General features: G+C 70.0%; 12 protein-coding genes. 8 read left to right on the top strand and 4 right to left on the bottom strand.

Annotated features, from left to right (window positions below):
* Positions 1-8: 8 nt before the first annotated feature.
* On the bottom strand, positions 9-719 hold the full coding sequence (locus tag OO71_RS10240; protein WP_033289461.1) for a hypothetical protein: 711 nt from the start codon (positions 717-719) through the stop codon (positions 9-11).
* A gap of 156 nt (positions 720-875) precedes the next feature.
* On the opposite strand from OO71_RS10240, the gene OO71_RS10235 reads away from it, so the two are divergent.
* Positions 876-1,910: an Lrp/AsnC family transcriptional regulator gene (locus OO71_RS10235; protein WP_033289460.1), complete on the top strand. Its 1,035-nt coding sequence runs from the start codon at positions 876-878 to the stop codon at positions 1,908-1,910.
* A 6-nt stretch (positions 1,911-1,916) separates the two neighbouring features.
* Here the strand turns inward: OO71_RS10235 and OO71_RS10230 are convergent, their stop codons facing one another.
* From OO71_RS10230 to OO71_RS10220, 3 genes are read right to left on the bottom strand one after another with little or no spacing between them, the layout of a single operon-like run.
* Positions 1,917-2,642, bottom strand: a complete 726-nt coding sequence (locus OO71_RS10230; protein ID WP_033289459.1) for an SDR family NAD(P)-dependent oxidoreductase — start codon at positions 2,640-2,642, stop codon at positions 1,917-1,919.
* Positions 2,643-2,663: 21 nt separating this feature from the next.
* The gene (locus OO71_RS10225; protein WP_033289458.1) at positions 2,664-3,524 is read right to left on the bottom strand and encodes a fumarylacetoacetate hydrolase family protein; all 861 of its coding nucleotides are present in this window, start codon (positions 3,522-3,524) and stop codon (positions 2,664-2,666) included.
* Positions 3,515-4,309, bottom strand: coding sequence for an IclR family transcriptional regulator (locus OO71_RS10220; protein ID WP_033289457.1), 795 nt, complete (start codon positions 4,307-4,309; stop codon positions 3,515-3,517). Before OO71_RS10220 ends, OO71_RS10225 begins: the two co-directional genes overlap by 10 nt.
* A 45-nt stretch (positions 4,310-4,354) precedes the next feature.
* Here OO71_RS10220 and OO71_RS10215 point away from each other — a divergent pair, with 45 nt between their 5' ends.
* The 7 genes from OO71_RS10215 (at position 4,355) to OO71_RS10185 (ending at position 13,831) form a co-directional block, all read left to right on the top strand.
* Entirely contained in the window at positions 4,355-5,113 is a 759-nt protein-coding gene (locus OO71_RS10215; RefSeq protein WP_033289456.1) for an SDR family NAD(P)-dependent oxidoreductase, read from the top strand.
* 10 nt (positions 5,114-5,123) lie between these two features.
* Entirely contained in the window at positions 5,124-7,817 is a 2,694-nt protein-coding gene (locus tag OO71_RS10210; RefSeq protein WP_033289455.1) for an FAD-binding and (Fe-S)-binding domain-containing protein, read from the top strand.
* 97 nt (positions 7,818-7,914) lie between these two features.
* Entirely contained in the window at positions 7,915-8,703 is a 789-nt protein-coding gene (locus OO71_RS10205) for an IclR family transcriptional regulator (RefSeq protein ID WP_033289454.1), read from the top strand.
* 189 nt (positions 8,704-8,892) lie between these two features.
* Entirely contained in the window at positions 8,893-10,332 is a 1,440-nt protein-coding gene (locus OO71_RS10200; protein WP_051791414.1) for an APC family permease, read from the top strand.
* 38 nt (positions 10,333-10,370) lie between these two features.
* The gene (locus OO71_RS10195; RefSeq protein ID WP_051791413.1) at positions 10,371-12,062 is read left to right on the top strand and encodes a phytoene desaturase family protein; all 1,692 of its coding nucleotides are present in this window, start codon (positions 10,371-10,373) and stop codon (positions 12,060-12,062) included.
* Between the two features lie 25 nt (positions 12,063-12,087).
* Positions 12,088-13,131 carry an aldose epimerase family protein gene (locus tag OO71_RS10190; protein WP_033289453.1) on the top strand — a complete coding sequence of 348 codons (1,044 nt, stop codon included), beginning with the start codon at positions 12,088-12,090 and terminating at the stop codon, positions 13,129-13,131.
* A 13-nt stretch (positions 13,132-13,144) separates the two neighbouring features.
* Positions 13,145-13,831 (top strand): RraA family protein, encoded by a 687-nt coding sequence (locus OO71_RS10185; protein ID WP_084144848.1) that lies wholly within the window; start codon positions 13,145-13,147, stop codon positions 13,829-13,831.
* The last annotated feature ends 1 nt before the right edge of the window (position 13,832 follow it).

Here is a 13,832-nt window from a genome sequence, read left to right as displayed (position 1 = left end):
GGGCAGGGTCAGTCCTGTGCGGCGGGAACGAACTCGAACTTCCCGGCCAGCAAGGGGATCCGGACGCTCGGGTCGGCGACCGCGATGGTCACCGTCACTTCCACGCCCGGTTCGGCGGTCTCCTCGAACCGCAGTTCGGTGTCACCCGCACGCAGGCCTTCGCCGTCCGCGGGCAGGCGCAGCAGCTCCTCGTGCTTCCGGCGCCATTCGAGGGCCTCGGTGCCGCGCCAGGTGATGCGCACGACGCGCGGGGCGGTGTCCGCTTCGGACAGATACGGATGCGGGAAGATCCGCCGGTCCTGCAGCCCGGTGAAGAAGTCGCCGACCGGCGGCGCGGGCATCACACCGAGGAAGTAGCCCCACGTGCCGTCCTGCCGGACCCAGCCACCGGCCTGCGCCATCGCGTGCTCGGTGCCGGGCAGCCCGCGCCAGCGCTCCAGCTCGCCCGCCGCGTCCTGCGTGGTGTAGCAGACCGACACGAGACGCGGGGTCCGCGCGAACGGGTTGCCGTGCGGGAACGAGCCGGGCGAAAGCTCGCTGGCGATCTCGATGAACCCGCCGCCGCCGATCGGCATCAGCCGGGAGCGGAGGCCGAGCGAACCCTCGACGACCTCGTCGCCGAGCCGGATCCCGGCCTTTTCCAGCAGGTCGGAGATCTCGGCCTGCTCGCTCGGGGACGTGAGCACGATCAGGTGGTTCAGCTGGCGTTCGACTGTCATCGGCGAAGGTCTCCTGTGGTAGGCCGGGGTAGGTGACGGCTGCGGAAACGACTTCCGGCGAGCCGGTGGCCAAGTCGCAGCGAATGCCTGACAATGTCAGTGTCTGAGAGGTCTTCGGCCAGATATTGCAGCTTCTTCGAGTCGAATGGTGATCTGATGCAGGATTCTGCCGTGCTGAGCGAACTCGACCTGACGGTGATCAACTGTCTGCAGCTGCATCCGCGGGCGACCTGGCGCCAGGTGGGCGACGTGCTGGAGATCGACGCGGTCACGGTGGCGCGGCGCTGGCGGCGGCTGAGCGAGACAGGCGCGGCGTGGGTGATCGGGCGCCCGGCCGCGCACCAGTCGCCGGAGTCGTGCCTCGCCGTGGTCGAGGTGCACTGCGTGAGTGGTGGCGCGCTCGAAACCGCGCGGCTGCTCGCGCACTGGCCGCACGTGCTGAGCGTCGAGCACACGAGCGGGAACTACGACCTGCAGCTCGTCGTCGCGGTCGCGAACATGGCTTCGCTGTCCCGTTTCCTGCTCGAAGGACTCGGCGGGGTGGCCGGGATCCGGGCCACGCGCACGCACGTCGTCACGCAGATGTTCCGCCAGGGCGACCAGTGGGAGCTCAACATGCTCGACGCGGCCCAGCGCGCACGGCTGCCCGCTGCCGAGGAGCGGCATCCGGCCCGCGCGCACGTCCTCGACGACACCGACCGGCAGCTGATCCTGTGCCTCGGCGAGGACGGCAGGCAGTCGCTTTCCGAGCTGTCCGCGCGGCTCGGGCTCAGCCTGTCCACCACGCGCCGCCGGCTGGACGCCCTGATCGCACAGGAGGATCTGATCCTGCGCTGCGACGCGGCGCAGAGCCTGTCCGGATGGCCGATCGCGATGTGGCTGTGGGCCCGCGTCGACGCGGACGACCAGCACACCATCACGTCACTGCCGCGCAAGATTCCGGGCCTGCGGGTATGCCTGAGCGTCACCGGAAGCGAGTCGAACCTCGTGCTGGCGCTGGCCGCGCGCTCGATGCGCGAGGTACCGCTGGTGGAGGCCCGCCTCGCCGCGGCGGCGCCGCGGTTGCGGGTGTTGAATCAGACGATGGTGTTGCGCTCGCTGAAGCGGATGGGCCGCATCCTCGACGACGCGGGGCGGAGCGTTGCGTCGGTGCCGATGGACATCTGGGCGGAGCCCGGCGGCGTGCGGTGACGCGGGTCAGCCTGTTTTCAGGGTCGCCATCCCGCCGTCCACCGACAGCGCGGTGCCGGTGGTCGAGGCCGACAGCGGGCTCGCCAGGTACGCGATCGCGTTGGCCACTTCCTCCGGGGTGACCAGGCGGCCCATCGGCTGGCGGGCGCGGAGGGCGGCGGATTCCGCCTCCGGGTCGGCGGCGGTGGACAGGAGATTGCCGACCCAGGGGGTGTCCGCGGTACCCGGCGTGACGCAGTTGACCCGGATGCCGTCGCTCAGGTGGTCGGCGGCCATCGCCAGCGTGAGCGCGGAAACGGCGCCCTTGGTGGCGCTGTACAACGCCCGGTTGCGCACGCCAACGAGCGCGACCACCGACGACACATTGACTACCGCCGCGTGCTCCGACTGCCGCAGCTGGGGGAGCAGGGCCGCGGTGAGCCGGGCCATCGAGACCACGTTCACGTCGAGGACGCGGTGCCATTCCTCGCGGTCGTTCGCGCTGACGTCGCCCTGCGCGCCGATGCCCGCGTTGTTGACCAGGATGTCGAGCCGGTCGAGCGAACTGGCGACCGCGGAGATGGTCGCTTCGTCGGTGATGTCGCAGGGGAGATACGCATGGTCCGCTGCCGGGGGGACGCGGTCCAGGACCACGACGGTGGCGCCGCGGGCGGCGAGCAGGTTTGCGGTGGCTGCGCCGATTCCGCCGGCGCCGCCGGTGATTGCGGCGACGAGGCCGTCGAAGTCGTTCATGTGTCCTCCGGTCAGTGCCGGTTAACGGGGGGCCAGCACGCGCTGGCGTTGCGTGCCCAGGCCGTCGATGCCGAGTTCCATCACGTCGCCCGCGGCCAGCCACACCGGCGGCCGCAAGCCCATGCCGACGCCGGGCGGGGTGCCGGTGTTGATCAGGTCGCCGGGTTCCAGGACCATGAACTGGCTGAGGTAGTGCACGAGGAACGCCGGGCCGAAGATCATTTCCTTCGTGGACCCGGTCTGCCGCCGCGTGCCGTTCACGTCCAGCCACAGCCCGAGCGCGCCCGGGTCGGCGATCTCGTCCGGGGTCACGAGCCACGGTCCGGCCGGGTTGAACGTCTCCGCGGACTTGCCCTTGCTCCACTGTCCGCCGCGCTCCATCTGGAACGCGCGTTCGCTCACGTCGTTCACCAGCACGTAGCCCGCGATGTGCGCGAGCGCCTGCTCGGGGCTGTCGAGGTAGCTCGCCCGCTGTCCGACGACGATGCCGAGCTCGACCTCCCAGTCCGTTTTCGTGCCCCCGCGCGGAAGCCGGACGTCGTCGTGCGGGCCGACCAGCGTGTTCGGCGACTTCGTGAACAGGATCGGCTCGTCCGGCACCGCCTGTCCGGTTTCCGCCGCGTGGTCGCGGTAGTTCAGGCCGATGCACAGGATCTGGTGCGGCCGGGCGAACGGCGCGCCGACCCGCTCGTCGCCGAAGCGATGCACCGCGCCCGTAGCAACGCGTTCCGCGACCACTGGCGCGAGTGCCGCGATCCCGTCGCGGGCGAAGAACGCCGCATCGTAATCCCCGGTGAGGTCGGATACGTCCACATAGGACTCGTCGTCGACCAGTACCACCGGTTTTTCCTGACCGGCCGGGCCGATCCGCATCAAGCGCATGCTGTGCTTTCTCCGTCCACTATGGATTTGATGGTGGCCACCTCGGCGACGAGCCGTGACAGTGGGGTGCGATAGGTCAGCGCGCTGATGCTCACCGCGCCGGTCGGCCGCGACGGCGAGCCGAGGAACACCGGCACGGCCAGGCACGCCACGCCCTGCTCGTTCTCCTCGTCCTCGACGCCGTACCCGTTGCTGCGCGCCAACGCGATGTCCTTCGCCAGCTTCGTCGCGGTAGTGCGGGTACGGCCGGTGCGTCCGGTCAACAGAGTGTCGCCGACCCACTGGGCCACCGCGTCGTCGTCGGTCAGTTCATAGGACAGCAGGAGTTTCCCGACCGCCGTCGAATGTGCCGGGTTGCGTCCGCCGATCGTCGAGGTGAGCTTGACCGCGCCCGCCGACGGGTCGACCTTCGCGCGGTAGATGATCGACCGGTCGTCCAGCACCGCGTAATGCGCCGTCTCACCGTAGCGTTCCGCCAGCGTTTCGAGGATCGGCTGTACCCGCAGGTGGTCCGGCCGGGCCTCGTGGTTGCTGAACGCGAGCCGCAGGAACTCGTCCCCGAGCACGTACCGCCCGTGCGCCTCCAGCTGCGCGAAACCCGTGCGGCGCAAGGACGCGAGCGCACGGTGCACAGTGGACTTGGGGGAGGCGACCGCGCGGGCCAGCTCCTCCAGCCCCACGCCGCCGGGATGCGCGGCGAGTTCCCGCAGCACGACCAGCACACGGTCGGACCCGACCGGACCGGCCTGTTCCGCTCCGGCCTTCCGGGCGCTACCATCGCTCATATTCCGGATAGTAGACCACCGTTCCGATAATCGGAAGGACACGGCATGAGGCTTGCGGGAAAGGTGGCCGTCGTGACGGGCGCCGCGGGCGGGATCGGTGCGGCGGTCTGCCGTCGGCTCGCGGAGGAGGGCTGCGCGGTGGTCGCCGCGGATCGTGACCCGGAGCGGGTGCGGGCGCTGGCGGACGAGCTGCCCGGCGAGATCGCGGGCGTGGCCGCGGACGTGTCCACCGACGAGGGCAACGCGGCGCTCGTCGCGGCGGCCCGGGAGCGGTTCGGCGGCCTGGACGTGTTCCACGCCAACGCGGCCGTGCAGATCATGGGTGGGCTGGAGGGTGCGACGGCCGACGACTGGCAGCGGATGTTCGCCACCAACCTCTACGGCGCCGCGAGCGGTTTCCGGCACGCCATCCCGGCGTTGCGCGAGCGCGGCGGCGGTTCGCTGATCGTCACCGCGTCCGTGCTCGGCCTCGTGGGCGACCCGGATCTGCCCGCGTACGGCGCGATGAAGGGCGGCCTCCGGGCGCTGTGCCGTTCGCTCGCCACCGCGCACGGCCCGGAGCGCATCCGGGTGAACGCGATTTGCCCGGGAGACGTGGAAACCCCCATGGTGGCGGAGTTTTTCGCCTTCCAGGACGACCCCGCGGCGGCCCGCGCCGAGATCACCGACCGCTATCCCATGCGCCGCTTCGCCGACCCCCGTGACGTCGCGAACGCCGCGTTGTTCCTGGCGTCGGACGAATCGGCGTACATCACCGGGACCGACCTGGTCGTCGACGGCGGCCTGCTCGCCCGCGTCTACTGAGGAGCCGGAATTGGACGCCACGACGCTCGCCGCGGTCGAGGAGGCGGTACCGGGCGGCGTGAGCGTCCGCGAGACGGACCGGTTCGCGCTGGCCCATGACGCGTCGCACTACCTGCTCATCCCGGACGCGATCGTCACACCGCGGTCCGCCGGCGAGGTCTCGGCCCTGCTCCGGGCCGCGACGGCACACGGGGTGCCGCTCACCTTCCGGTCCGGCGGCACGAGCCTGAGCGGGCAAGCCGGGTCCGCGCACCTGCTGGTCGACACGCGGCGCCGGTTCACCGGGCTCGAGGTGCTGGACGACGGGCAGCGGGTCCGGGTCGGCCCGGGTGTCACGGTGCGGGCGGTCAACACGCGGCTGGCGCGGTACGGCCGAAAACTCGGCCCGGACCCGGCGAGCGAAGCGGCCTGCACGATCGGCGGTGTGGTCGCGAACAACTCAAGCGGGATGGCTTGCGGAACCGAGCAGAACACATACCGCACCTTGGAATCGGCCGTCCTGGTGCTGCCGTCGGGCGCAGTGGTGGACACCGCGCGCCCGCTCGCGCATCCGGAGCTCGCCGCCGGATTGCTGCGGTTGCGCGACCGGGTCCGGGCGGATCCCCGTTCGGTGGCCACGATCCGGCGGTTGTTCGCGCTCAAGAACACCATGGGCTACGGCGTGAACGCGTTCCTCGACCACGACGACCCGGCCGAAATCCTGCTCCGGCTGGTGGTGGGCAGCGAGGGGACGCTGGCATTCGTCGCGAGCGCCACCTTCCGCACGGTCCCGCTGCACCCGCACCGCGCCACCGGCCTCCTGCTCTTCGAAGACCTTTACCACGCAACGGAAGCGCTCCCCGAACTGATCAGCACCGGACTCCGGACGATCGAGCTGATGGACGCTGCCTCGCTCCGGGTCGCGCAACAAGACCCCCGAGCAGACGCGACCCTCCGCGCCGCGCAGGTCGACCGGCATGCCGCGTTGCTGGTCGAGTACCAGGAAAGCACTCCCGACGAGCTGGCAGCGCGCGTCGAAGCCGGCGCGCCAGTAGCGGCCGGACCGGTTTCCCTGACCACCGACGCCTCGGCGCGGGCAGCACTCTGGCAGATCCGCAAAGGCCTGTACGCCGCCGTCGCGGGCAATCGCCCGGCCGGAACCACTGCGCTGCTGGAAGACATCGCGGTACCGGTCGAGGCACTCGCGGGTACCTGTACGGACCTGATCCGGCTGTTCGACGCCCACGACTACCACGAAAGCGTGATATTCGGTCACGCCAAAGACGGGAACATCCACTTCCTGCTCAACGAAACGCTCGACGAAACCACGCGTTACGAACGCTTCACCGAGGAGATGGTGCAGCTCGTCCTCGACGCGGGCGGCACGTTGAAAGCCGAGCACGGCACCGGCCGGATCATGGCGCCGTTCGTGCGGCGGCAGTACGGCGACGAGCTGTACGACGTGATGGTCGAGGTGAAACGGCTGCTCGACCCGGCCGGGGTGCTGAACGCCGACGTCGTCCTCACCGCCGATCCCGGCGCGCACGTCCGCCACCTCAAGACGAACCCGCCGGTGGAGGAAGAAGCCGACCGGTGCGTCGAATGCGGGTACTGCGAACCGGTGTGCCCGAGCCGCGACTTGACGCTGACGCCGCGCCAGCGGATCGTCCTCCGCCGCGAGATCGCGCGCGCCGAGCAGAACGACCCGGCCCTGGCTGCGCGGCTCAACGCCGAGTACACCTACGACGGCGTCCAGACCTGCGCCGCCGACGGGATGTGCCAGACCGCCTGCCCGGTCCTGATCGACACCGGCCAGCTGGTCAAACGGCTGCGGGCCGAAGAAGGGTCCTCCCGGCTGTGGACCACCGCGGCCCGGCACTGGAAGGCCGTCACGCGCACCGCCGCGTTCGCCCTCGACGTCGCGCAGAGCGTCCCACCCACAATCCCGGAAGCCACGACCAAACTGGCCCGGCGAGCGTCCGAGGCCGTTCCTTTGTGGACAGCCGACCTCCCGCGGGGCGGGCCACCCCGGCGCGATCTGACCGCGGCCGACGCCGACCTGGTCTTCCTGCCGTCCTGCGTCGGTTCGATGTTCGGCGGGGCCGCGGAGGCATTCCTGGCTCTGTGCGCACAAGCCGGGCTGAAGGTCCGCACCCCAACGGCCGTCGCGTCGCTCTGTTGCGGGACGCCGTGGAAATCGAAGGGACAGCTGCGCGGTTACGCGGAAATGAAGCGACGAGTGGTACCCGCAGTGCGCGAAGCATCTGAAGACGGCGCGCTGCCGGTCGTCATCGACGCGTCGTCGTGCACCGAAGGCTTGTCGGAGATGGTGCCGGTCATCGACGCCGTCCGCTTCACGCGCGAGAACCTGTTGCCCCACCTGGAGATCCGGCACCGGCTGCCGTCGCTGACCCTCCATCCCACCTGCTCGTCCGTCCGGTTGGGACTCGATGCCGACCTCGCTGCCATCGCCAACGCGATCGCCGACGAGGTCCGGGTGCCGGACGACTGGGGCTGCTGCGGTTTCGCGGGCGACCGTGGCATGCTGCACCCGGAGCTCACGGCGTCGGCCACCGCTGCCGAAGCCGCCGAGGTGACCGCGCATCCCACCACCGCGTACGCGTCCCTGAACCGCACCTGCGAGATCGGCCTGACCCGCAGCACCGGCCGCCCGTACCGGCACGTGCTGGAGCTGGTGCACGAGGCCGTCACGGCGCCGGAATGACCGCCGTGCCACGGAAAACTTTCGCCCGCGCAGACCGGCTCGACAACCGCGATCCGGCGGGTACCTTGAGTGCAGGCTGGACGAGGAGGTGCGGCAGATGTCCGATGCGCTGAACCGCGGACTGGATGTCCTGGAGCTCCTCGCCGCGCGGGGAGACTCCCGCGTCGGCGACGTGATGGAAGACCTCGGGGTGTCCAGGGCGACCGCGCACCGCATCCTCGGCTCGCTGCAGAGCCGCGGGTACGTCGAGCACGTGCGCGACGAGCGGCTGTGGCGGCTCGGGCCTGCGGTCACCGAACTGGCCGCGGGCTTCGATGCCACGTCCATCATGCAGCTGGCCGCGCCCGCGATGGCCGAGCTGCGCAGTACGAGCCGGGAAACCGTGAACCTGGCCGTGGTGCAGCGCAACCGGCTGGTGTGGGCAGCGTCCTTCGACGGCGCGTACGCGCTCCGGTTCGCCACCACGGTGGGGGAATCCGTGCCGATCCACTGCACCGCCGTCGGCAAGGCGGTGCTGTCCGCGCTGCCGCCGGACCGCTGGGCGCAGTTCCTCCCACTCGAGCCGTTCCCCGCGCACACCGCACACACCCGGCGTACCACCGAGGCGCTGAAACCCCGGGTCGAAGCCGCCCGGAGGCAGGGCTGGGCACTCGACGAGGAGGAGTCCGAACTGGGCGGGATCTGCGTCGGCGCCCCGATTCTCGGCCGTGACGGGACGCCGGTCGCGGCGATCTCGGTGTCGTCGGCCGCGGCCCGGCTGCCGCCGGACGCCCGTGCGCCACTCGGCCGTTCGGTGCGCAAATGGTGTGACCAGATCTCGTTCCAGCTGCACGGCCGGGTGCGGTCGTGGACCCCCGGCCAGGACGGCGACCGGCACAGCGCTTGAGCACCACGACCGCCCTCCCGGGAAGCCGCCGATTGAGACGCAAGAGCGCGTTGACCTGGCCATTGTCACTCCGATGCCTCGCTGTGTGCGACATTGTTGACTCACTTCGTGAGACATGCCTACCGTCTGTGCACCCCGCCGGGTTCCCGCCCGGCTCCCTTGTCTCCCTCACCTGCGGCGGTAACGGTCATGACAGAAGATCTGCAGTCACCCCCCGCTTCCGGCGAACGCACTCCGTCCGGCGACGACGACGCCCAGCTCCGGTCTCTGGGTTACCAGCCGGAGCTGCGCCGTGCGCTGGGCAGTCTCTCCAGCTTCGCCCTCCAGTTCTCCACGGTCTGCTTCTCCGGCGCGATCGTCGTCGCCTTCCTCGTCGGCTTCGGCCAGGTCGGCCCGCTGTCGCTCTGGACGTTCGCCGGCGCGACCGCGCTCCAGGTCGTCGTCGCGTTCTGCATTGCCGAACTGTGCTCGGCCTACCCGCTCGCCGGCGGGGTCTACCAGGTGGTCACGCGGCAGGCAGGCAAGTTCCTCGGCTGGCAGGTCGGCTGGATGATCCAGATCGCGCACTTCGCGTCGGTCGGGCTCGGCGCGGTCGGGCTCACGCCGCTGATCTGCAACTGGTTCGGCATCGAGAACCTGTCGCACTGGGAAACCGTCGGCATGTCCGGCCTGATCATCCTCGCGACCACGCTGCTGAACCTGCTGCGGGTGAAGCTCGTGGCGCTGCTGAACAACTTCGGGGTGGTGGCCGAGCTGCTCGCGAGCGGCACGATCATCATCGGCTGCCTCGCCGCGTTCTTCGTCTTCGGCAAACCGCACCAGCCGCTGAGCTTCCTCTTCACCGACGCCGGGGTGGTCAACGGTTCCGTGGTGCTGCCGCTCATCTTCTCCTGCCTGCTGAGCGCGTTCATCGTGTCCGGCTTCGACGTCAGCGGGACCGCGGGGGAGGAGACGCACAACGCGTCGCGGTCGGTCCCGGTGATGGCGGTGAGCGCGAACATCGTCACGCTCGTCATCGGCAGCCTCGTGCTGTTCGTGCTGATGCTCGGCATCTCGTCGGTGGACGGCACGCTCAACTCGGCGTCGCCGGTGAAGTTCATCCTCGCGCCGATCCTGGGTACGCCGGTCGCCACCACGATCGAGGTACTCGCGGTGCTGGCGTTGTTCGTCAACGGCATGGTGGTGCAGCTGGCCGGTGCGCGGGTGCTGTGGGCACAGGGCCGCGACGGCGCCTTCGCCGGGTCGCGCTTCCTGCGCAAGCTGAGCAAGGACCACGTCCCGGTGAACGGGGTGCTGATCTCCGGCGTGATCGCGTTCCTCTTCATCCTCTACACGGCGGTGTTCAACGTGCTCGCCGCGATCCTCGCGGTCACCTGGGCGCTGTCGTACGCGGTCGCGGTGGCGGTCGGATTGCGCTCGCGGCTGAAGAACGGGTTGCCGGAACGGGCTTTCCGGCTGCGCGGCGGGCCGTTCTGGTACGGGCTGGCCACGATCTGGTCGCTGGCGCTGGTCGGCTTCCTCGTGTACCAGGACCCGGTCAAGGTCGGCTTCGGCACCCTCGGGATCGTCGTGATCGGGGTGATCCTGTACTTCACCGCCCGCGGCAAAGCCCCCGCCGCCTCGTCCTGAATCCCACTGTCCGTTCGCAATCGAGCAGGATTGAGCAGATGCCCCACTACGACGCAGTCGTCATCGGGTCCGGCCACAACGGCCTGATCGCCGCGAACTACCTCGCCGACGCGGGCCTGAAGGTCCGGGTGCTGGAACGCCGCGAGCTCATCGGCGGCGCGACGGTGACCGAGGAGGTGTGGCCGGGCTACCGCGCGTCGACTGCGTCGTACCTGTCCGGGCTGCTGCACCCGAAGATCCTCGCCGACCTGCGGCTCGGCGAGTGGGGCCTGCAGTTCCTGCAGGGCGGCGTCGGCTCCACGAACGTGTGGCGCGACGGGCGGACCGTCACGATGTACAACGACCTCGGCGCGACCCTGCGCGACCTGGAACGGGTGAAAAAGGGCGAGAGCGAAGGGTTTCTCGCCTTCGGGCTGGCACTGCAGAAGCTGTACCGGGTGATCACTCCGTTCCTGCTCACCACGCGGCCGCCGAGTCTCGCCGAGGTCGTCGAGGCGTTCCACCGGGCCGGGGTGCCGGAGGTGTTCACCGACTTCTTCACCCTCAGCATCAAGGAAATCATCGACCGCTACTTCACCTCCGACATCGTGAAGGGCCTGCTCGCCTTCACCGGCACGGTGAGCGTGTACGGCGGCCCGACCACGCCGGGCTGGGCTTATGTCTACGGCCACCACGCGATCGGTGAATACGACGGCCATATGGGACAGTTCGCGTTTCCCCGTGGTGGCATGGGTTCCATCGCCAACGCGCTGGCCGACCGGGCGAAAGCACGGGGTGCGGAGGTGAGCGTGGACGCCGAGGTCGCCCGGATCACTTCACGCGGTGGCCGCGCGACCGGCGTGGTCCTCGCGTCCGGCGAGGAGATCACCAGCGACGTCGTACTGTCCAATGCAGACCCGCGGACGACGTATCTCCGGCTCACCGACGAAAAAGACCTGCCTGCCGACCTGCTGGAGCGGATGCGGGCCTACGACGTGCGCGGCTGCATGGCCCGGTCGTACTTCGCGCTCGACCGGCTGCCGGAGTTCGTCGGCCGCAAGGGCGAAGGTCCCGAGCACCGCGGGCTCACGCTGCTGGGTGCGGACGTCGACCTGTTCACCCGGGCCGGGGAGGACCAGGCACACGGGCGGATGGCCGACGATTTCCCGATCGAGTTCATCATCCAGACCGTGCTGGACGATTCGCTGGCCCCGGCAGGCAAGCACATTCTCTCCACCGGCATCCAGCAGGTCCCGTTCGACCTCGACGGATCCGATTGGGACACCGCGAAACCGGACCTGGAGAAGCGCGTGCTCGCGGTGCTGGAGACGTACTCGCCGGGCATCGGCAATTCCATCCTGCACTCGAAAACCTGGACGCCGCTGGACTACGAGCGCACCTTCGGGCTGTCCGGCGCGAACATCTTCCACGGTGCCATGACGCTGGGCCAGCTGTTCGACGCGCGTCCGGTACCCGGCGCGGGTGGTTACCGGGCCCCGCTGCGCGGCCTGTACCTGTGCGGCGCGGGCACGCATCCCGGCGGCGGAGTGATGGGTTCGCCCGGGCACAACGCGGCGCATGCCGTGCTGGAGGACAAGTTCGGCAGTTCCGGGCTCACCGAGGAGCACCGGAAACTGCGCACGCCGCTCGTCGAGCGGCTGATGGCCAACCCCGCGCTGCGCCGCCTCGGCGCGGCCGCGGGCCGGAACCCGGCGCTGGCCCGGGTGGTCGACCGGCTCAGCTCCCGCTGACCCCCACCGAAAGGAGAACTGCGAGATGTCCCGGCAGACCGAACGCACCATGGACGGGTTCCCGGTACGCGTCGTCACCCTCGAGAACGAGCACACGAAGGCGGTGGTCACCGACATCGGGGCGCGGCTGCTGGAACTGCACGTCCCCGATCGCAACGGCACTCGCGCCGACGTGGTGCTCGGACGGCCGTCGTTCAAGGAGATGTTCGACGACCGCAGTTACCTGGGCGCCACCGCCGGCCGGTACGCCGGGCGCATCGCCCGCGGCCGGTTCACCTTGGACGGCAAGGAATATCAGCTCGCCACCAACGAGGGCGCCAATCACCTGCACGGCGGTACCCGCGGGTTCGACCAGTACGCGTGGAGCACCGTCGTGCATGACGACGAGGAAGCCGTTACGTTCTACCGGCTCTCCGGCGACGGCGAGGAAGGTTTCCCCGGCAGCCTTGCCACGAAGGTGACGTACCGGCTGGACGGCCCGAGCCTCGGCATCACCATGAGTGCCACCACCGACCAGCCGACCATCGTGCGGCTCGTGCACCACTCGTACTGGAACCTCAGCGGCCACGACTCCGGCACGATCCTCGACCACGTGCTGCAGCTCAACTCGTCGCACTACATCCCGGTGGACGCGGAACTGCTCCCGCACGGTGAAGTCCGGCCGGTGGAAGGCAATCCGTACGACTTCCGCAAGCCCAAGACCTTCGGCCAGGACAACGCGCTCATCGAGAACTCCGGCGCGGGCCGGGTTTCGGCCGGTTCTGCGGGGTACGACGACATCTGGGTGCTCGACGGCTCGGGGATGCGCGTCGTCGGCTCGCTCACCGACCCGGCGAGCGGCCGCCGTCTCGAACTGGCCACCGACCAGCCGGGGGTGTGCATTTACGTCGGCGGGTACCTCGACGGCGAACCGGCGAAGGGCGGTGGCACGTACCCCGCGTTCGCCGGGGTGACGCTGGAAACCACCGGATTCCCCGACGACGTCAACTTCCCGCACTTCCCGTCCCCAGTGCTGCGGCCGGGTGAGGTCTACACCAACCAGATGCGGCTCACCTTCAGCGCCGCGTGACCCAGGAGAGACCATGCCGAACCTCAGCAGCCCGGCCACCACCAACGGTTCCGCCGCGGTGCAGCCCGACTGGGACCTGCTCACCAGCGCGCTCGCCTCGGACGCGCTCGACGCGCTCGGCCGGCGGCACCAGTGCCTCGGGCCGGACATCCGGCCGCTGAGCATGTCCCAGCGGCTCGTCGGGCGGGCGCACACGGTGCGCGCGGTGCCCGCGGAGGACATCGCGCCGGAACGGCCGTACGAAGGTCTGCTCGCCGCCCTCGACCACACGCCGCCCGGCGCGGTGTTCGTGTTCTTCACCGATCGCTCCGACGCCGCTGGCGTGTGGGGCGAGCTGGTGACCACGGCGTGCGTGTCGCAGGGCGTCGCGGGTGCGCTCACCGACGGGCTGATCCGTGACGTGAATCGCGTGCTGGAGCTGGAATTCCCGGTGTTCAGCCGAGGGGCGACGCCGTATGACAGCAAGGGCCGCGTGGACGTCGTCGAGGAACTCGTGCCGGTGACCGTCGATGGCGTGACGATCAATCCCGGTGACCTGGTGGTCGGCGACGCGGACGGCGTATGCATTGTCCCGGCCGAACTGGAGCACGACGTTCTCGCTGCGGTGCGCGAAAAGCGCGCGGGGGAGCGGCAGTTCCGCGAGGCGGTCGCCGGGGGAACGCCGGTGACCGAAGCGTTCCGCGCCTACCGGGTCCTTTGAC

Origin of the sequence: Amycolatopsis jejuensis, assembly GCF_000717335.1 — a bacterium.
GTDB classification, from domain to species: Bacteria; Actinomycetota; Actinomycetes; order Mycobacteriales; family Pseudonocardiaceae; genus Amycolatopsis; species Amycolatopsis jejuensis.
Note: the sequence above shows the minus strand (reverse complement) of the source record. Positions and strands in the feature narration are given on the sequence as shown.

What these genes read in the sequence shown, in the direction of transcription:
- OO71_RS10185 (WP_084144848.1), top strand. Translation starts at nt 13,145, where the DNA reads ATGCCGAACCTCAGCAGCCCGGCCACCACCAACGGTTCCGCCGCGGTG.
- OO71_RS10205 (WP_033289454.1), top strand. Translation starts at nt 7,915, where the DNA reads ATGTCCGATGCGCTGAACCGCGGACTGGATGTCCTGGAGCTCCTCGCC.
- OO71_RS10240 (WP_033289461.1), bottom strand. Translation starts at nt 719, where the DNA reads ATGACAGTCGAACGCCAGCTGAACCACCTGATCGTGCTCACGTCCCCG.
- OO71_RS10220 (WP_033289457.1), bottom strand. Translation starts at nt 4,309, where the DNA reads ATGAGCGATGGTAGCGCCCGGAAGGCCGGAGCGGAACAGGCCGGTCCG.
- OO71_RS10195 (WP_051791413.1), top strand. Translation starts at nt 10,371, where the DNA reads ATGCCCCACTACGACGCAGTCGTCATCGGGTCCGGCCACAACGGCCTG.
- OO71_RS10230 (WP_033289459.1), bottom strand. Translation starts at nt 2,642, where the DNA reads ATGAACGACTTCGACGGCCTCGTCGCCGCAATCACCGGCGGCGCCGGC.
- OO71_RS10190 (WP_033289453.1), top strand. Translation starts at nt 12,088, where the DNA reads ATGTCCCGGCAGACCGAACGCACCATGGACGGGTTCCCGGTACGCGTC.
- OO71_RS10200 (WP_051791414.1), top strand. Translation starts at nt 8,893, where the DNA reads ATGACAGAAGATCTGCAGTCACCCCCCGCTTCCGGCGAACGCACTCCG.
- OO71_RS10235 (WP_033289460.1), top strand. Translation starts at nt 876, where the DNA reads ATGCAGGATTCTGCCGTGCTGAGCGAACTCGACCTGACGGTGATCAAC.
- OO71_RS10225 (WP_033289458.1), bottom strand. Translation starts at nt 3,524, where the DNA reads ATGCGCTTGATGCGGATCGGCCCGGCCGGTCAGGAAAAACCGGTGGTA.
- OO71_RS10215 (WP_033289456.1), top strand. Translation starts at nt 4,355, where the DNA reads ATGAGGCTTGCGGGAAAGGTGGCCGTCGTGACGGGCGCCGCGGGCGGG.